Raw genomic sequence first — 18,466 nt, 5'->3', positions numbered from 1 at the left:
CAGATGGCCTGCAAACATCTGTGCGATTACCGAACCGTTTTTCGCTCATCGGACTCCCGTCAGGGTTCGATCCTTTTAAGGTGGCAGCGTCGGCTAATCGCTACACGTGCAGACTTACAACAACTACAAGAAGAGAACACCACCATGCCCCTGACTATGAAGCGCACCCTGAGCCTGTTCCTCCTGGCTGCCACGCTCCCCCTCGCCTCGCTGACCCAGGCCGCCGAATGGCCGACCGACACCGTTCGCCTGGTGGTGCCCTATGCCCCAGGCGGTACGACGGACGTGCTGTCGCGCAAAGTCGCCGATCTCTTGCAGCAACAGATCGGCACGGTGGTCGTCGAGAATCGGCCGGGCGCCGGCTCGACCATGGCCACCGGACAACTGGCCCGCGGCGGGCGTGGCGCGGATCACACCATTCTGATGGCGTCTCCGGGACACACCATCGGCCCGGTGATCTACAAGAAGCTGCCCTACGAGCCGGTAAAAGACTTCAAATTCATCCGCAACATCATCGAAATCCCCAACGTCATGGTGGTACCGGCCGACAGCCCGTACAACTCGGTAGAGGAATTCGTCGAGGCGGCCAAGACCAAGGAGATGACGTTCAGCTCTGCCGGCATCGGCAGCTCGATCCACATGTCCGGCGAGCTGTTCAAGACCATGACCGGCACCAAAATGACCCACGTGCCCTTCCGCGGAAGCGGCGAAGCGCTGCCGGCACTGCTCAGCGGTGACGTCGACGTTTCCTTCGAAAACATGCCGACGGTGCTGTCGCACATCCAGTCCGGCAAGCTCAAGGCACTGGCCGTGACCTCGAAAGAGGCCTCGCCCTACCTGCCCGATGTCGAGCCGCTGTCGAAGATCGGCGCGGACCTGGGTCTTGGCGAATTCGTCACCACCGCCTGGTTCGGGCTGATCGCCGACGACCAGATGTCCGACCAGGCCGTCGACACGCTGCAGACCGCGCTGGACAAGGTCATGGACGATCAGGGCTTCAAGGATTTCGCCGCACAGATCGGCGGAGAGCCGGCGACCGAGGAAGGCGATAGCTTCCGCGACTACGTTGCTGAAGACGTTCAACGCTGGCAGCGCGTCGCAGGCCAGGCCGAGCTGAATTGATCGGAGGCCGGCCATGACCACCGACGCTGCGCTGCGCCGCCCGCGCTGGGCCAATCTCAACACATGGCTGGGCGCGTTCTGGCTGATCGCGGCGCTGGTGTTCCTGTTCTATCTGGTGCCGAACCATATAGACGAAGCCCCCATGGTCGACAACCCCATGCAGTCGCCACGCTGGCTGCCCAGCGTGGCGGGCTGGCTGATCGCGGCATTGTCGCTGGCATTGATCGTCGAGGGTTGCTTGCGGCCGCCGGCCCAAACGGCAGAGGACGAATCCGAACGTGCGCCGGCCCGGCGCTGGCTGCTGATGTTGGCCGGGCTGGGCGCTTACTGGCTGCTGTTCGACCTGCTCGGCGCCATCGCTGCTGGCATCCTTGGCACGCTCTTGTTGTTTGCCGCTCACCCCGTGCGCAAGCTCTGGCTTTACCTGCTGGCGATCGCGTTGCCGTGGCTGGTAAGCCTGCTGTTCATCCACGTACTGAATGTCCCGCTGCCCTCCGGCACGCCCTGGAACTGACAGCGCCCTCACGCGAGTAACCGAATGGAAGGTTTTTCCGAAGTCCTGGACTTGTTCCTCAGCGTCGACAATTTCATCGCCATCTTTATCGGCGTGTTGATTGGGGTGGTCATCGGTGCGATTCCCGGCCTTACCGCGACAATGGCCGTGGCACTGGCCTTGCCCTTCACCTTTTCCCTGGAGCCGGTGACGGCAATTCTGCTGTTGGTCGGCATCTACAAGGGCGGCATGTACGGCGGCTCGATTACCGCCATCCTGATTCACACGCCGGGTTCTCCGGCCGCTGCCTGCACCCTGCTCGACGGCTATCCACTGACGCAACAGGGCAAGGCAAAGAAGGCGCTGCAGATGGCGCTTTACTCGTCCTGTATTGCCGATGTGCTATCGAACCTGGCGCTGATCCTGTTTGCCTCCTACCTGGCCAAGGTTGCGCTCAATTTCGGGCCGCCAGAGTTCTTCTGGCTGATCTGCTTTTCGCTGACCATCATCGTCTCCATCGCGGGCGACTCGCCGGTCAAGGGCCTGATCGCCGCCAGCTTCGGCGTCATCGTCTCCATGATCGGCATGGATGCGGTGTACGGCAGCCAGCGCCTGACGTTCGATAATTACAACCTGATGGACCGGGTGTCCTTCGTGCCGTTGCTGATCGGCCTGTTCGCCATACCCGAGGTCATCGACTTCTACCTGAAGAAGGCCGGCCCCCATATTCGCGCCGCTTCCAGCGGAGCAGGCCTGACGCTTGGCGAACTCAAGTCCAGCCTGGTAACCATCGTGCGCGGCTCGTTCATCGGCGTGATCATCGGTGCCATTCCGGGCGCTGGCGCCACCGCCGCGTCGTTCATTTCCTACAGCGAAGCCAAACGCCGCTCGGCCAACCGGGCAAATTTCGGCAAGGGCGAGCTTGAAGGCGTCGCCGCGGCCGAGTCAGGCAACAACGGCGTCGCTGGCGCAACCCTCATTCCGCTGCTGTCGCTGGGCATCCCGGGCGACGTGATCACCGCGATCATCCTCGGCGCCTTCATGATCCATGGTCTCACGCCTGGCCCGGTGCTGTTCCAGGAGAACCTGACGCTGGTCTACGCGTTGTTCTGCGGAATCATGCTGAGCTCGGCGGTGCTGCTGTTCGTCGGTCACGGCGTGATCAAGTATTTCTCGCTGATCGCCGAGATTCCCAAGGCTATCCTCCTCCCCATCGTGCTGATGTTCTGCGTTTACGGTGCCTTCGCCGTGAATAACAGCCTGTTCGACATTGGCCTGATGCTGCTCTTCGGCGTGATCGGCTATCTGTTCAACCGTACCGGCTTCGCTACAGCGCCCTTCCTCCTGGGCTTCATTCTCGGGCCGATGTTCGAGGACAACCTGCGGCGCACGCTACTGATCGGCCGCGGCGACCCCATGATTTTCTTCCGCGGCCCCATCACCTGGATCTTCATCGTGCTCACCGCGCTGTCGCTTTTCTTCGCGGTAAGGCGCTATTGGCAGGAGCGTATCCGGGCGCGCTGAGCTGTTCGCCCTTGTGGCCGGCACCGGTTATCCTCAGGACCGAGCCCTTCTCCGAGAAACCGCGTGCCCGCACCTCCTCCGCCATCACCGAATCCCCTTGACCGTCTCTGGCTGACGGAAGCCGTGCGGCTGCGCGAAGAACACGCCGGCCCGCTGGACGACGCCGAAGCCAATCGCCAGGCCCGAGCACAGGGCGGTGAACTGCCTGAACTGATCGAGCACCGCGCGCTGTGGCTGGCACGCCGTGACGGCCTGATCGACGCACTCCGCCATTGGCGTCAGGGCGCGCGGCTGGCGGGTTTCGCGCTGGTTCTGCTGGCGCTGTTGACCGGTGCCGGTCTGGCATTTGCAGCGCTGGGTGACGGTATTCGGCCAGTCAACGTGTTCTGGGCGCTGGGCAGCCTGCTCGGGCTGAACCTGCTGACCCTGCTGGGTTGGCTGCTGAGCTTCGTCTTTGCTGGCGATGCCGGCGGTGCGCTGGGCCGATTGTGGCTCTGGCTCAGCGAAAAGCTGGCCCGCGATGCCCGCGCCGTGCAGTTGGCCCCGGCGCTGTTGGCGGTGCTGGAGCAACGGCGTCTCGGACGATGGCTGCTGGGACTAGGGGTACACGGTTTATGGCTGATAGCGATGGCCAGCGCGCTGCTGACCCTGCTCGCGCTGCTGGCGACACGTCGTTACGGCTTCGTCTGGGAAACCACCATCCTCGGCGAAAACACATTTATCAGCCTGACCCAAGCGCTCGGCGCGCTGCCGTCGCTGCTGGGTTTCAGCGTGCCGGACATCGCTCAGATCCGCGCCAGCGGCGACCTTGCCAGTGGCGCGGAAAGCGCACGCCAGAGTTGGGCGGGCTGGCTGGTCGGGGTAATGCTGATCTACGGTCTGCTTCCGCGCCTGCTGCTGGCGCTGTTCTGCCTCTGGCGCTGGCGGCGTGGACGGGCACAGCTGCAGCTCGACCTGCAGCTTCCGGCCTACCGCCTGCTGCGTGAGCGGCTTCAGCCACCCACTGAACGTCTCGGCATCAACGATGCTGCGCCGCCACAGCTGCATACGCCGAGCGCCGGAGCGCAACTGGACGGCAGCGAGGGCGCAGTGCTGGTGGGCATCGAGCTGGACCAGAGCCATCCATGGCCGCCCAAGCTGCCGAAAACGGTCGCCGATGCGGGCGTGCTGGATGATCGCGAGCAACGCCGACGGCTGCTGGAACAGCTGACCCGCTTCCCACCGCAGCGTTTGGCCATTGCTTGCGACCCGCGTCGCTCACCAGACCGTGGCACGCTGGCCCTTATCGGCGAGCTGAGCCGTTGCGCCGCTGAGAGTCGCATCTGGTTGCTGCAGCCGCCCACTGGCGAAGCGCTGGACAGCCATCGCCTGCAGGATTGGCACCAGGCGCTGGATGGCCTCGGGCTACCCTATTCGGGAAGCGCCCCGGTGAGCTGGCTGGAGACTGGCCATGATTGAGCTTGGCTCGATTCTGGTAAGGCCCAGCGTGCTGCCGATCAAAGCGGTGGCAACGTCGACGGCTTCGGCTTCGGCTTCACGCGGGCTATTACAACAGCAGCGGATGTCTGCTGGAGCCACTCTATTCGTCCCTTACCGCACCACAGCCAGACTGGAGTCTCGACCATGAGCGCACCGCTAAAACTCGCCCTGGTCGGCCACACCAATGTCGGCAAGACCTCGCTGCTGCGGACCCTGACCCGGGACGTCAGCTTTGGCGAGGTCTCGCATCGGCCGAGCACCACCCGTCACGTCGAAGGCGCGCGCCTGTCGGTCGATGGCGAACCGCTGCTGGAGCTCTACGACACCCCCGGCCTGGAAGACGCCATTGCCCTGCTCGACCATCTGGAGCGGATCGAACGCCCCGGCGAGCGACTCGACGGTCCAGCCCGCACCGCGCGGTTTCTCGACGGCAGCGAAGCACGTCAACGTTTCGAGCAGGAAGCCAAGGTGCTGCGCCAGTTGCTGGCCAGCGACGCCGGGCTTTACGTCATCGATGCGCGCGAGCCGGTGCTGGCTAAATACAAGGATGAGCTGGCGGTGCTGGCCGGCTGCGGCAAACCGCTGCTGCCGGTGCTCAATTTCGTCGCGCAGCCTGGCCATCGAGAGGAACAGTGGCGTGAAGCCCTGGCGCGGCTGGGCCTGCATGCGCTGGTGCGTTTCGACAGCGTGGCTCCGCCGATCGATGGTGAGCGCCGGCTCTATGAAAGCCTGGCGCTGCTGCTGGAACAGTCGCGGCCCAAGCTGCAGCGCCTGATCGACGACCATGAAGCCCAGGCCCTGACACGGCTGAGCGAAGGCAACCGCCTGATCGCCGAACTGTTGATCGACGTTGCCGCCTGCCGCCGTAGCGTGGCGGCGCAGCCAGACCTCGAGCGCGGCGCCATCCGTGAGCTGCATGACGCCGTACGCGCCCGCGAGCAGGGCTGCGTCGAAGCCCTGCTGCGGCTCTATGGCTTTCGCCCGCAGGATGCCGCGGCGGCCGATCTGCCCCTGCTCGACGGACGCTGGGGCGACGACCTGTTCAATCCCGAAACGCTGAAGGAGCTGGGCGTAAAAATCGGTGGCGGGATGGCGGCCGGCGCCGCCGCCGGTGCCGGGGTCGACCTGATGGTCGGCGGCATCACCATGGGTGCCGCGGCGCTGCTGGGCGCACTTGCCGGCGGCGGTGCGCAGACCGCCAGGCACTATGGCAACCGTCTGTTGGGCAAATTCAAGGGCCAGCGCGAGCTGACGGTTGATGATGCGGTCTTGCGCCTGCTTGCCCTGCGTCAGCGCCAACTGCTGATCGCCCTTGCCGCCCGTGGGCACGCCGCGATGGAGGCGATCCGTCTTGATGCACCGGACGACAAGACCTGGCGCGAAGGCAAGCTGCCCGAGGCGTTGCACCGCTGTCGCGCGCATCCGCAATGGTCATCACTGAATCCCGGCGCACGGTTGCAAGACAGCGAGCGACAGGTAGCAATTGAGGGATTACTAGCTAACCTACGCAAAGACTGAGCCCGGTTGGCGCCGTGAAGTTTGGTACGGAGCGCTCGCCGGCATGGCGGGGCCAGGCAGCGCTCCGCTTTAGCCCGCCGAAGAGCGGTTTGGGGGCGATATGCTTCCGGGTGGTTTTTGGTGGGCTGAAGCCCACCCTACAAAGCGGAGCCTGCAGAGTGAGAGAAGACCAACCCGCGCATGCAGGCCAACCGCACCAATAGTGAATGGTGAATGGTGAATGGTGAATGGTGAATGGTGAATGGTGAATGGTGAATGGTGAATGGTCGTAGGGTGGGCTTCAGCCCACCGTTTGGCAATCAGTCCCTGCCGGTAACGCACCATCAACGGTAGACGAACGCGGCGCAGGCGAATCCGAACGGCTGAGCCACAAGGTGCCCAGTGTCGCAATCATAATCAGCAGCCCGCCAATCCATCCCAGCATGCCCAGTCGTTCGCCAAGCCAGAGCCCCGCGATGAGGGCGCCAAACAGCGGTTCCGAGCCCATCAGTAATGACACCCGCGTCGCGCTGGTACGGCCCAGCGCCAGGTTCTGTACATAGAGCGCAAACAACGTTGCGAAGCCGACCAGATACAAGGCGGCAGCCCAGAACGCTGGGCTCTGCGGCAAGGCCGGCAGGCCTCCCGGCAACGACAGACCCAGCACCAGGCAACCCGATGCGACCACTCCACTCTGCACCCCCGTCAATGCCAGGGGCGGCACGTCGAGATTGGCAGTCAGGCGTCGCGTCAGACAGACCAGCAAGGCGCGAAACAGCGCGGCTGCAAGCATCAGCCCATCTCCCAGATTGAGCGATATCGCCATGCCTCCGGTCAGCAACCAGACGCCGACCAGCGACAGCCCACAGGCGCCAAACAACAGATTACTCGGGCGCTGGCGCAGCATTGCCCATTCCACAAAGGGCGTGAACACCACGCACAAACTGATAAGAAACGCGGCATTGCTGGCCGTTGTCAGCATCACGCCCCAGGTCTCGCAAAGAAAGATGCACAGCATCATCAAGCCCAACGGCAAGCCCGGACGAATCGCGCGTAACCCTTCTCCGCGCAACTGCGGCAGCAGCAGGATGAAGGTCAGCCCGAAGCGAATGGCCAGAAACCCCAGCACCGGATAGAACCACAGCGCCTGCTTGGCCACCGCATAGCTGCTGCCCCAGATGACCGCCACCACCAGCAGCATGGCATCGGCCAGCCAAAGGTTGCGTCGCGCCATACCACTCAAGTTATGCATTTCGATTGCTCGTTTGAACCAACGAGTCGATTGTCCATTGCTACGCTGAGATCGATAATCCAGCGATTCAGAAAAGGACTTGTGCGCTATGAGAACGAATGACAGCGCCTCTCTGCTGCCGGGCATGGCGGTTTTTGTGCGCGTGGTCGAGGCCGGCAGTTTCTCCGCGGCGGCCCGGGAACTAGGCACCACCGCCTCAGCGGTGAGCCGCCAGGTGGCGCGCCTGGAGCAGGCCTTGTCGCTACGACTGCTGGAGCGCACCACTCGCCAGCTGCGGCTGAACGAAGCCGGCAGTGAGTTCTATGCGCACTGCCGCACGATGCTGGACGCCGCCGACCAGGCGCTGGCCATCGGGGAGCGCCTGATGAGCAGCCCGCGTGGGCTGGTGCGCCTGAGCGTGCCCAAGGCCTACGGAAAATTCGTGATCAGCCCTTTGATGCCCGGCTTCTTGGGCCGATACGCCGATGTCGACGTACAGCTGCACATCGACGACCAGAGCCCGGACCTGATCGAAGACGGCTTTGACCTGCTGGTAAAGGTCACCGATCAACCGCCCGAAGGTCTTGCCGGCAAACCGCTCGGACCGGTGCGGCAGGTGCTGTGCGCCAGTCCGGTTTACCTCGAAGAGCAGGGCACGCCGCAGCATCCACAGGAGTTGCTCCGGCACAGTTGCGTGTACTTGGGTGAACATGCGGGTGACAACCGCTGGCACTTCAGTGATGGCGAGCGTCAGGAAGTGGTGACGGTGCGGGGGCGCTACATCTGCAATCACAGCGAAGCGCGGTTGGAGGCGGCGTTGAGCGATATCGGTCTCACCGTGCTGCCGCAGTTCACCGCAGCGCAGGCACTGGCGGAGGGACGCTTGCGTGAGGTGCTACCGCAGTGGCGCTACACCGGCTCGTACCAAGGCGCAGCCTGGCTGCTGTGGCGGCAGAACCAGCACCTGCCGCCCAAGCAGCGGGTGCTGATCGATTACCTGAGCGAGACATTGGCATCGCGCTGAGCACACGACAGCAGGCATGCCCTCGGCAGGCTGAAGCCCACCCTATCGGCGTGGCGCTCGGACTAACGGACAGAATGAAGTCGAGCGCCCCGCCCCATCTTTCTTTCTGCCGTCGATACGCAACCAGCCACTGGCTCTACTCCATGTAGGGCGGGCTTCAGCCCACCAGCCAGGACCGTCGAGCAATCAGATCAGCTGCGCTTGTTGGCGACTTCCTCAGCCATGCGGGTCAGGCCCAGGTGGCGCACGTCGGTGCCACGCACCAGGTAAATCACCATTTCGGCGATGTTGCGTGCGTGGTCCCCGATCCGTTCCAGCGAGCGCAGCACCCAGATCACGCTGAGCACGCGGGAGATCGAGCGCGGGTCTTCCATCATGTAGGTGACCAGTTCACGCAGCGCAGTCTTGTACTCGCGGTCGACGGTCTTGTCGTACTGCGCCACCGACAGCGCCAGCTCGGCGTCGAAGCGGGCAAAAGCATCCAGCGACTCCTGGACCATCCGGCGCACTTGATCGCCGATGTGGCGCACTTCGACGTAACCACGCGGCGACTCGCCGTCTTCGCACAGTTCGATGGCGCGACGGGCGATCTTGGTGGCCTCGTCACCGATGCGTTCCAGGTCGATGACCGACTTTGAAATGCTGATGATCAGGCGCAGGTCGGAGGCTGCCGGCTGGCGGCGCGCGAGGATGCGGATGCACTCCTCATCGATGTCGCGCTCCATGTGGTTGATCTGGTCATCTACGTCGCGCACCTGCTGCGCGAGCCCGGAATCGGCATCGATCAGCGCGGTGACCGCATCGTTGACCTGCTTTTCCACCAGGCCACCCATGGCCAGGAGATGGCTGCGCACCTCTTCCAGCTCGGCGTTGAACTGCTGGGAGATGTGTTGCGTGTGACTGTCTTTGCTGATCATCTTTTCGCTCCGAGGAGGCTGCCGCTAGGCGGCTCTGGTGCGCAGCGCACCTGAAAAATTGTCGAGTTAACGTTGAGGCCCTTGGGAAATCTTCACTGGTGCGGAGGGCGCGCGCTGACAGTACGAGTAGTACGGCAAGCGCGCCCGACAAAGCCAGAGGAGATTTCCCATGGCATCAACCGTAGCGACCGGTGATGTAGTCTTCCGTCTGCTTCTTTTCGGGATTGGTGAACAGCGTATCGGTGTCGCCATATTCGATCAGCTTGCCCATGTACATGAACGCGGTGTAATCGGATACCCGCGCGGCCTGCTGCATGTTGTGCGTGACGATGACGATGGTGTACTTGGCCTTGAGCTCGTAGATCAGCTCTTCGACTTTCAACGAGGAAATCGGGTCGAGCGCTGAGCTGGGTTCGTCCAGCAGCAGCACTTCGGGCTGCACGGCGATGGTCCGCGCGATCACCAGACGCTGCTGCTGACCACCGGAAAGACCAAGAGCCGACTCGTGCAAGCGGTCCTTCACCTCTTCCCACAACGCCGCGCCTTTGAGCGCCCATTCGACGGTTTCGTCGAGTACGCGCTTCTGCTTGATGCCCTGGATGCGCAGTCCGTAGACGACGTTCTCGTAGATGCTCTTGGGGAACGGGTTGGGCTTCTGGAACACCATGCCGACCCGACGACGCAGGTCGGCGACGTCTTCGCCCTTGCGGTAGATGTTGTGGCCGTCGAGGTTGATAGCACCTTCGATGCGGCAACCGTCGACCAGATCGTTCATGCGGTTGAAGCAGCGCAGCAGCGTCGACTTGCCACAACCGGACGGACCGATGAACGCCGTTACGCGCTGGCGAGGAATGTTCATGCTGACGTTGTAGAGCGCCTGCTTTTCGCCGTAGTAGAGGCTCAGGTCAGGCACTTCGATGGCCACGGCTTCGTTGGCCAGGCTCAGCGCGCGCTTGTCGCGACCCAGCGCCGAAATGTCGATGGAATGCGTCTTTGCTTGTGACATGGATGTCTCCGTATCGCTGGAGGCTAGAAGCGCGGGCTGCAATCGTGGCAGCGCCGGGCCTCCAGCGGGTCTGTCGGCTGTTAGTGGTCGAGCGCTTTGTATTTTTCGCGCAGGTGGTTACGGATCACGACCGCACTGAGGTTCAGCGTCGCGATCACCAGCACCAGCAGCAAGGCCGTCGCATAAACCAATGGCCGAGCCGCCTCGACGTTGGGGCTCTGGAAGCCGACGTCATAGATGTGAAAGCCCAGGTGCATGATCTTCTGGTCGAGGTGCAGGTAGGGGTAGTTGCCGTTGAGCGGCAGGCTCGGCGCCAGTTTGACCACACCCACCAGCATCAGCGGAGCCACTTCGCCGGCGGCACGGGCCACGGCGAGAATCAGGCCGGTCATCATCGCCGGGCTGGCCATCGGCAGGACCACCTTCCACAGTGTTTCGGACTTGGTCGCACCCAGCGCCAGCGACCCCTCGCGAAGGATTCGCGGAATCCGCGCCAAGCCTTCCTCGGTGGCCACGATGACCACCGGCAACGTCAGGATCGCCAGCGTCAGCGAGGCCCACATCAGGCCCGGCGTGCCGAATACCGGCGCCGGTGCCGCTTCGGGGTAGAAGATCCGATCAAGCGAACCACCCAGGACGTAGACGAAGAAGCCCAGGCCGAACACCCCGTAGACGATCGACGGCACGCCGGCGAGGTTGTTGACCGCGATGCGGATGATGCGGGTCAGTACGCCCTGCTTGGCATATTCACGCAGGTAAACCGCGGCGATCACGCCGAACGGGGTGACGATCACCGCCATGATGATGGTCATCAGCACAGTGCCGAAAATCGCCGGGAAGATGCCGCCTTCAGTGTTTGCCTCACGCGGTTCGTCGCTGACGAACTCCCAGACCTTGGCAAAGTAGAAGCCCAGCTTGTCGAGCGTCGACATGGCGTTCGGGCGATAGGCGCGGACGATCTTGCCGAGGCTGATCTCCTTTTCCTGACCGTCCATGGTGCGCATGGTGATGCTGTCGCGATTGAAGCCGGTGTAGAGCGAGGTCAGCTCGCCCTCAAGCGCCTTGTACTCGGCGTCCCATTGCGCACGCTCGGCATCCAGCTCGGCCTGGGCAGCCGCATCGAGCTGATCATCCAGTTCAAGCTTGCGGGTTTTCAGGCGCAGGCGTTCCAGACCATGGTTGATGCGGCCGATGTCGACCTTCTCCAACTTGGCAATGTCAGCATGCAGCTCGTCGATGCGGTCAATCCGCTTTTGCAGCTCTGGCCATGCCGCCTCGCCCTCGGCAACCAGCTGGCCGCTCTCCTTGACGTTCAACAGCTCGCCATAGAAGTTGCCCCACTCGCGGCGCTCCAGTGCCACCAGATCGGCCGGCTTGCGCGAGTTGCTCAGCCACTCGCCAACGACCCAGGAGAAATCCGCGCCGTAAACTTCGCGGTTACCGACCTTGAGCAGTTCACGGGTCATGAACTCGCCGCCTTCGACGTCCACCGGCAAGCCGCTGGCCGCCAAGCGTGCACGCGGTACCTCTTCGGCCTGTACCACTTCACCGGCCATTACCCGCGGCTCGGCACCCGGAATCTGGTAGTCGGCGACGATAACGTCGTCCGGCCAGAAATGCTCCAGGCCGCGCACGGCGATCACCGCCAGCAGGCCGAGGGTCATGATCACGGCGATGGAAACGGCGCCGGCGTTCATCCAGACCCAGGGGCTGCCGCTCTTGATCCAGGTTTTCAGCGAATCCTTTTTCACGGATCGATACCTTTGTCGAAAACTTGTCGCAGCCGTCGCCGGCTGCGTTCTGTATTAGAGGCTGGCGTACTTGCGGCGCAGGCGCTGACGGATCAGCTCCGCCAGGGTGTTCATCACAAAGGTGAACATCAGCAGCACCATCGCGGCGAGGAACAGCACCCGGTAGTGGGTACTGCCCACTTCCGATTCGGGCATTTCCACCGCCACGTTGGCCGCCAGGGTGCGCATGCCTTCGAAGATGTTGGCTTCCATGATCGGCGTGTTGCCGGTGGCCATCAGCACGATCATGGTTTCGCCGACGGCGCGGCCCATACCGATCATCAACGCAGAGAAGATGCCTGGGCTGGCCGTCAGCAGCACCACGCGCGTCAACGTCTGCCAGGGCGTCGCACCCAGCGCCAGGGAACCCAGGGTGAGACTGCGCGGCACGCTGAACACAGCGTCTTCGGCGATCGAGTAAATGGTCGGGATCACCGCGAAGCCCATCGCGATGCCAATGACCAGAGCGTTACGCTGATCGAACGGAATGCCCATGTCGTTGGACAGCCACAGGCGCATGTCACCGCCAAAGAACCAGTTCTCCAGGTGTCCACTGACCGCCAGAGAGCCCCAGCCCACCGCCAGGATGACGGGGATCAGCAGCAGGGCTTCCCAGCCATCCGGCACGCTCAGGCGGATATTTTCTGGCAACCGGCTCCAGAACCAGCCGGCCAGAAGGATGCCCACGGGCATCAGCAACAGCAGGCTGAAAATACCGGGCAGGTGATTTTCCAGGTAGGGCGCGAGGAACAGGCCGGCAAAGAAGCCGAGGATGACCGTCGGCAGCGCCTCCATCAGTTCGATCACCGGCTTGACCTTGCGGCGCAGCGTCGGCGCCATGAAGTAGGCCGTGTACAGCGCGGCGCAGATCGCCAGCGGAGCGGCCAGCAGCATCGCGTAGAACGCGGCCTTGAGCGTGCCGAACGCCAGGGGTGAAAGGCTCAGCTTCGGCTCGAAGTCACCGGTCGCGGAGGTCGACTGCCAGACGTAGTCAGGCTCCGGGTAGCTTTCGTACCAGACCTTGCCCCACAGCGCGCTCCAGGAAATCTCCGGGTGCGGATTGTCGATCACGAAACGCTGCAGCTGGTCACCTGACTCGACCAACAGGCGCGTGGCCCGAGGCGACATGGCGGCGACGGCGGCGCCCTCGGCGACCTGCTCGGTCAGCAGCTCGCGATGCGCCGTGCTGTGGAAAATTCCCAGGGTGCCGGCGCTGTCGAGGGCAAGGAAACCCTTGCGGCGTTCTTCAGGAAGAATCTGCGTGATCGGTTGATCAGCCAGCTGGAAGTTGCGCACGTTCTTCAGCTCGGCCTGGCCATCACTGCTGCGCACCATGAACCACTGACCGATGCCGCCCGTCGAGTCGCCAACCATCAGCGAGATGCCGCCCAGCAGCGAGGCCACCGTGGTGATCTCACCTTTGCCGCTCAGCAACTTGTAGCGTCCGTTGAGCTGCTTGCGGCGCACATCGAAGACATCGACGCTGGCGCGACCGCTCACCGCGAACAACCACATGTGCCGCGGGTCGATACGCAGCGCCTTGATCGGTTCGGAGAGTTGCGGCAGATCCATGCGCTCCTCTTCAAGCGTTGTTTCACCGGTCATCAGGTTTTCGGTGGATGCGATCTTCAAGGCATGCAAAGCGCCATTCGTCGCGCCTGCGACCATCAGGGTCGAGCCGTTGAGACTGATGCCGGCATGCTCGATGGGCCGCCCTTGCGGGTCGAGGTCCAGCGGCTCCTCACCGAAGGGGTAGTCCAGCTGCGGCGTGATGGTCTTTATGCCTTCCGGGTAGCTGACTTTGTAATTGTGCTCGGCAACCAGCACCTGGCCGTTGCTCAGCCCCAGCACCATGCGGCGGTTGCCTGGCGTGTCCTGGCCGACCGAGACGATCTGGCTGCCGGCCGGCAGTGGCAGTTCTACGGTGCGCAGCAACTCGCCAGTGGGTACGCTGAAGAAACGCACGGCGCCATCGCTACCCAGGCGCATCGCCACCTTGTTCTGCTCTTCCACTGCAAGCAGCAGCGGCTCGCCGGCATCGGCCAGCCAGGCTGGCTGCTGCGCTTCACGCGCTTCCAGTTCGGCGCCCTGAAACATGGGCGCCACGACCTGGGCGAGATAAAAGAAAATCAGGGTGATGGCGCCGAGCACCGCGAGGCCGCCAATGGAGACATACCAGCGCGCCAGCTTGTCTTTCAGTGCGCGGATACGGCGCTTGCGTTGCAAGGCAGGGGTATTGAAATCCAGCCGTTGCACATCGGAATTCGCGCTCATGGTCTCGATATCGTTCATGCGAAGGTTCCTGGCCACTCAGGCCGCTTAAAACTGCTGCGCCGCGTTGGCGCGAGTCGTTTCCTGGCTTGATGGCCGGTCGGGCGCCTAATTTAATGCAGCTGTGTGACAGAAAAATTACAGCGAGGTGACGTGACGACGCCCGCCGGCGCAAGGTGCGTGGCGGGCGTCGTACTCAAGCCTTGCAGCGGTCGCTGCAGACCTGAACGCTGCTGGGTTTAGTCGTTTTGCAGACCCAGGTCGCTGAGGGTCTTGTCGACGACTTTCTTCGGCAGCGGGATGTAGCCGTCCTTGACCACGACTTCCTGGCCCTGCTTCGACAGCACAAGCTTGAGGAACTCGGCGTCGATCGGGCTCAGCGGTTTGTTCGGCGCCTTGTTGACGTAGACGTAGAAGAAGCGAGCCAGCGGGAACTTGCCAGCCAGAGCGTTTTCTTCGTTGGCTTCAAAGGCTTCGCCGCCCTTCGACAGGGGCACAGCGCGGACGCTGGAAGTCTTGTAGCCAATGCCTGAGTAACCGATGGCGTTCAGGGTGCTGGAGATCGACTGCACCACCGAAGCGGACCCAGGTTGCTCGTTGACGTTAGGCTTGAAGTCACCCTTGCACAGCGCTTCTTCCTTGAAGTAGCCGTAGGTTCCGGAGACCGAGTTACGACCGAACAGCTGGATCGGCTTGCTCGCCCACTCGCCAGTAAGGCCGACGTCACCCCAGGTGGTGATGTCCTTTTCGCCGCCGCACAGCCGGGTGCTGGAGAAAATGGCGTCGACCTGCTCGATGTCCAGGCTCTTGATCGGGTTGTCCTTGTGGACGAACACGGCCAGGGCGTCGATGGCGACCGGCACGGCCGTCGGCTTGTAGCCGTATTTTTCTTCGAAGGCCTGAATTTCGTTGTCCTTCATCGGACGGCTCATCGGGCCAAGGTTGGCCGTGCCTTCGGTCAGCGCCGGCGGTGCGGTGGAGGAGCCAGCAGCCTGAATCTGGATGTTGACGTTCGGGTAGGCGCGCTTGAAGTCTTCAGCCCACAGGGTCATCAGGTTGGCCAGGGAGTCGGAACCGACGCTGGACAGGTTGCCGGAAACGCCGGAGGTCTTCTCATAGGTCGGCAGTGCTGGGTCAACCGCGGCCACTGCGTTAGCAGCGCCTACACCAGCGGCAACAAAGGTCAGGGCCGCCATCAAACGATTCAGTTTCATTCCATGCTCCTAGCAGGGGTGTGTCAGTGTTTGGAACGGGGGCCATTGTCTGCAGGCCGTGTGAACACTCTATGAACTGAATATGACAATCTGGTGACGATACTGAACTTTAGGCCTGTCCGGTCGCTGTCCCTATCTACAGCCGCTATACTCGCCCCGCCCGCACTGCTGCGGGCTTTTTCGCGCAAGAAAAACAAACGCGCCGCGAGTCCAAGCGATGAACGAATACGAACAGGAAGACCCAATCCCGCAGGGCGACCTGGCCTTGCAGCTGACCGCCCTGCCGCGTGAGACCAACGGTTTCGGCGATATCTACGGTGGCTGGCTGGTGTCCCAGATGGATCTGGCCGGCACGGCCATGGCCAGCCGCGTCGCCGCGGGCCGTGTGGCCACGGTGTCCATCGACCGCATGGCCTTCATGGTGCCGGTGGCAGTCGGCGCGCAGCTGTCGTTCTACACCCAGACGCTGGATGTCGGCCGCAGCTCGATCCGCATGCTGGTCGAGGTATGGAGCGACGACCCGCTGTCCAGCGAATGGCGCAAGGTCACCGAGGCGGTGTTCGTCTTTGTGGCCATTGACGGCAGCGGACGCACCCGCCCGGTCACACCGCGCCGCTGAGCGACGGTCACCGCAGCACGTAGCGGTTTTTTCCATCCTGCTTGGCTTGGTACAACGCGGCATCGGCAGCCTGATAGAGCTGCTCGGCAGTCTGCCCCGGCTGCCACATTGCGATGCCAATGCTCGTCGTGGCGCAAGCGCCCTGGGCCGATGCGGGGTGCGGTATGGCACGTTCGGTGAATGCCGACAGCAGCTGCGCCGCTATGGCCTGCGCCGAACTCGCATCGCAGTTGAGCAGCAGCAAGGCGAATTCTTCGCCACCAACCCGTGCCGCCAGGTCCATCGGCCGCCGAGAGAAGCGGCCCAATAGCTCGCCGAAATCACGGATCAGCGCATCGCCAGCCGGGTGGCCCAGACTGTCGTTGTAGGCTTTGAAATTGTCCAGATCCAGCAGTATCAGCGCCAACGGTTGGCGGTCCCGACGGGCCTGCAACAGCGTCTGCCGCAAGGCTGTATCAAAGCTACGGCGGTTGGCCAGGCCAGTCAGCGAGTCGTGCTGAGCGACCCAGCCGAGGAGCTGGCGTACCAGGAATTGCTCACGCTGCGAGTACTCGTGGATATAGCGGCTGATTGCTCCGATCAAGAGCAGCAGGACGTAATAGCTGACCGCGATCCAGTGCACCTGCATTTCGCTGGACGACAAGATGAGCGCCGCCATCAGGATATCGATCACGATGATCGATGCCGCGCTGATCAGCGCGCGCCAGAAGGTAATGCCGAGAAAGAAGAACGAACAGACGATTAACAGACCCGCACCGTAGCGGAACGCCAGTTCTGGCTGGGAGACCTCGTAGTGGATATCGATGCGCGCAGCGACGATTCCGACCAGCACCAGCAGCAACGGGAACAGGCGGTTGGCAACTAGACGGATTCGCCAGTTGAAAAGCGTCATCACGAGAATCGCGACGCCCGGTGCCGCCTCCACCAAGCGCAATAGCGCCAGTTCACGAAGCCACTGCCGGTCCGACTGGGCATACAGCTGCCATTCGACATAGTGGTAGCCGGCAACCACGACCAGCAGGAGGCAGGCGCCCAGTACCTGTGCGAAGCGTGCCTGACGTCCCAGGTAACGACGAAACTCGCGCTCCAGGTCTGGCGCAAACAGCAAACCACGAAAGCCCCCGAGCAGCTGTCTGCCATGCGGGGTATCGCGGAAATCTTCAGCGGACTGCTGTTCTAGGGGTTGCATCAGGGTGGCTCATGGTAAGGCGCCGGCAATGATATCACTTGGACATCATCGCTACTGATTTCCCGATGAACGTGCAACAGCCGCTTTGACGCAGCGCCAGATACGCCGCGCGTCTCTTGCCGACACCGGCGCGAGGCGCCACTATCGAGTCACCTACATTGTTGGATGTATCGCGTGACCGCCCTTCTGCTCGCCCTCTGGCCTTTATTCGCCCTGATCATTGCCGGCTACTTCCTGCGACTGCGGGACTTTCCCAGTGAGGCATTCTGGCCAGGCGCCGAGCGGATCAACTACTTCGTGCTGTTCCCGGCACTGCTATTCAGCAGCCTGGCCACCGCTCCGCTGGACAACCCCGCGCTGCCTCGCCTGGCCGGGGCAGTCATGCTCGCATTGGGGCTCGTGTGGGTGGCTTTATTACTGCTCAAACGCGTACGCAACTGGCCGGCGGCCCGCTTCGGTGCCTTTGCTCAGGGCGGCCTGCGTTTCAACACCTATCTCGGGCTGGCGGCGGTGGGCAGCCTGTTTGGTAAGGAAGGACTGGCGCTGGCAGCACTGATGCTGGCGCTGATGGTGCCCACGGTAAACGTGATGTCGGTGTGGGCGCTGACCGCCGAGCGCGGCGTCAGCGTGCGCTCGTTGCTGCTGCCGATCCTGAAAAACCCGCTGATACTCGCCTGCCTGACCGGCGCGATGGTGAATCTCTCAGGCTTGGGGTTGCCCGGCGGCACCGATCGCTTGTTGAGCCTGCTCGCCGCTGCCAGCCTGCCCCTGGGCCTGTTGTGCGTTGGTGCAGCGCTGAAGCCGCGGGAGCTCGGTGGTGAAATCCCCGCGCTCGGCTGGAACAGCGCCCTGCGACTGCTGGCGGTTCCACTCTTGGCTTATGCGGTCGCCAGGCTGCTCCATTTGCCCGCAATGGAAACAACCATCATTGTGCTGTTCTTTGCCCTGCCCACAGCGCCCACCGCCTACGTGCTGACCCGCCAGCTCGGCGGTGACAGTCATCTGATGGCGGGCATCATCACCCTGCAGACGCTGCTCGCCGCGGCCAGCTTGCCGCTGGTGCTCACGCTGCTCGAACGCTGACGTCTTT

General features: G+C 63.0%; 15 protein-coding genes. 8 read left to right on the top strand and 7 right to left on the bottom strand.

All coding sequences use genetic code 11. From position 1 onward, the window contains the following. The first annotated feature begins 144 nt into the window (after nt 1-144). The 5 genes from CXK96_RS11730 to CXK96_RS11710 all read left to right on the top strand — a co-directional run bounded on the left by CXK96_RS11730 (nt 145) and on the right by CXK96_RS11710 (nt 6,136). Complete coding sequence (locus CXK96_RS11730) at nt 145-1,122, top strand: Bug family tripartite tricarboxylate transporter substrate binding protein (protein ID WP_219807529.1); 978 nt, start codon at nt 145-147, stop codon at nt 1,120-1,122. A gap of 13 nt (nt 1,123-1,135) precedes the next feature. Further along, a complete protein-coding gene (locus CXK96_RS11725; RefSeq protein WP_102836624.1) occupies nt 1,136-1,636 on the top strand; it encodes a tripartite tricarboxylate transporter TctB family protein in 501 nt (166 codons plus the stop codon). 24 nt (nt 1,637-1,660) lie between these two features. Continuing rightward, nucleotides 1,661-3,139 (top strand): tripartite tricarboxylate transporter permease, encoded by a 1,479-nt coding sequence (locus tag CXK96_RS11720; protein ID WP_102836623.1) that lies wholly within the window; start codon nt 1,661-1,663, stop codon nt 3,137-3,139. A gap of 63 nt (nt 3,140-3,202) precedes the next feature. Then, nucleotides 3,203-4,597, top strand: a complete 1,395-nt coding sequence (locus tag CXK96_RS11715; RefSeq protein ID WP_102836622.1) for a DUF2868 domain-containing protein — start codon at nt 3,203-3,205, stop codon at nt 4,595-4,597. Between the two features lie 165 nt (nt 4,598-4,762). Continuing rightward, on the top strand, nt 4,763-6,136 hold the full coding sequence (locus tag CXK96_RS11710) for a GTPase/DUF3482 domain-containing protein (protein ID WP_102836621.1): 1,374 nt from the start codon (nt 4,763-4,765) through the stop codon (nt 6,134-6,136). Nucleotides 6,137-6,416: 280 nt separating this feature from the next. On the opposite strand, the gene CXK96_RS11705 is transcribed toward CXK96_RS11710, so the two are convergent. Beyond that, nucleotides 6,417-7,367, bottom strand: coding sequence for a DMT family transporter (locus CXK96_RS11705; RefSeq protein WP_102836620.1), 951 nt, complete (start codon nt 7,365-7,367; stop codon nt 6,417-6,419). A gap of 88 nt (nt 7,368-7,455) precedes the next feature. Here CXK96_RS11705 and CXK96_RS11700 point away from each other — a divergent pair, with 88 nt between their 5' ends. Further along, a complete protein-coding gene (locus tag CXK96_RS11700; RefSeq protein ID WP_102836619.1) occupies nt 7,456-8,370 on the top strand; it encodes a LysR family transcriptional regulator in 915 nt (304 codons plus the stop codon). Between the two features lie 191 nt (nt 8,371-8,561). Here the strand turns inward: CXK96_RS11700 and phoU are convergent, their stop codons facing one another. The 5 genes from phoU to CXK96_RS11675 form a co-directional block, all read right to left on the bottom strand. Beyond that, a complete protein-coding gene (phoU, locus tag CXK96_RS11695; RefSeq protein WP_073299219.1) occupies nt 8,562-9,287 on the bottom strand; it encodes a phosphate signaling complex protein PhoU in 726 nt (241 codons plus the stop codon). Nucleotides 9,288-9,462: 175 nt separating this feature from the next. Continuing rightward, complete coding sequence (gene pstB / locus CXK96_RS11690) at nt 9,463-10,293, bottom strand: phosphate ABC transporter ATP-binding protein PstB (protein WP_045423577.1); 831 nt, start codon at nt 10,291-10,293, stop codon at nt 9,463-9,465. A gap of 80 nt (nt 10,294-10,373) precedes the next feature. Then, entirely contained in the window at nt 10,374-12,044 is a 1,671-nt protein-coding gene (gene pstA / locus CXK96_RS11685) for a phosphate ABC transporter permease PstA (protein WP_102836618.1), read from the bottom strand. Between the two features lie 54 nt (nt 12,045-12,098). After that, a complete protein-coding gene (locus CXK96_RS11680; protein ID WP_102836617.1) occupies nt 12,099-14,375 on the bottom strand; it encodes an ABC transporter permease subunit in 2,277 nt (758 codons plus the stop codon). A 218-nt stretch (nt 14,376-14,593) separates the two neighbouring features. Further along, a complete protein-coding gene (locus tag CXK96_RS11675) occupies nt 14,594-15,568 on the bottom strand; it encodes a PstS family phosphate ABC transporter substrate-binding protein (protein ID WP_045423571.1) in 975 nt (324 codons plus the stop codon). A 217-nt stretch (nt 15,569-15,785) separates the two neighbouring features. Here CXK96_RS11675 and CXK96_RS11670 point away from each other — a divergent pair, with 217 nt between their 5' ends. Continuing rightward, entirely contained in the window at nt 15,786-16,187 is a 402-nt protein-coding gene (locus CXK96_RS11670; RefSeq protein WP_102836616.1) for an acyl-CoA thioesterase, read from the top strand. Nucleotides 16,188-16,194: 7 nt separating this feature from the next. Here CXK96_RS11670 and CXK96_RS11665 read toward each other — a convergent pair whose 3' ends face one another. Continuing rightward, complete coding sequence (locus CXK96_RS11665; protein WP_102836615.1) at nt 16,195-17,376, bottom strand: GGDEF domain-containing protein; 1,182 nt, start codon at nt 17,374-17,376, stop codon at nt 16,195-16,197. Between the two features lie 174 nt (nt 17,377-17,550). Between CXK96_RS11665 and CXK96_RS11660 the strand changes: the two genes are divergently transcribed. Next, entirely contained in the window at nt 17,551-18,459 is a 909-nt protein-coding gene (locus tag CXK96_RS11660) for an AEC family transporter (RefSeq protein ID WP_102836783.1), read from the top strand. Nucleotides 18,460-18,466: the final 7 nt, after the last annotated feature.

The sequence above is a fragment of the Stutzerimonas stutzeri genome (assembly GCF_002890895.1).
GTDB lineage: Bacteria > Pseudomonadota > Gammaproteobacteria > Pseudomonadales > Pseudomonadaceae > Stutzerimonas > Stutzerimonas stutzeri_AB.
Note: the sequence above shows the minus strand (reverse complement) of the source record. Positions and strands in the feature narration are given on the sequence as shown.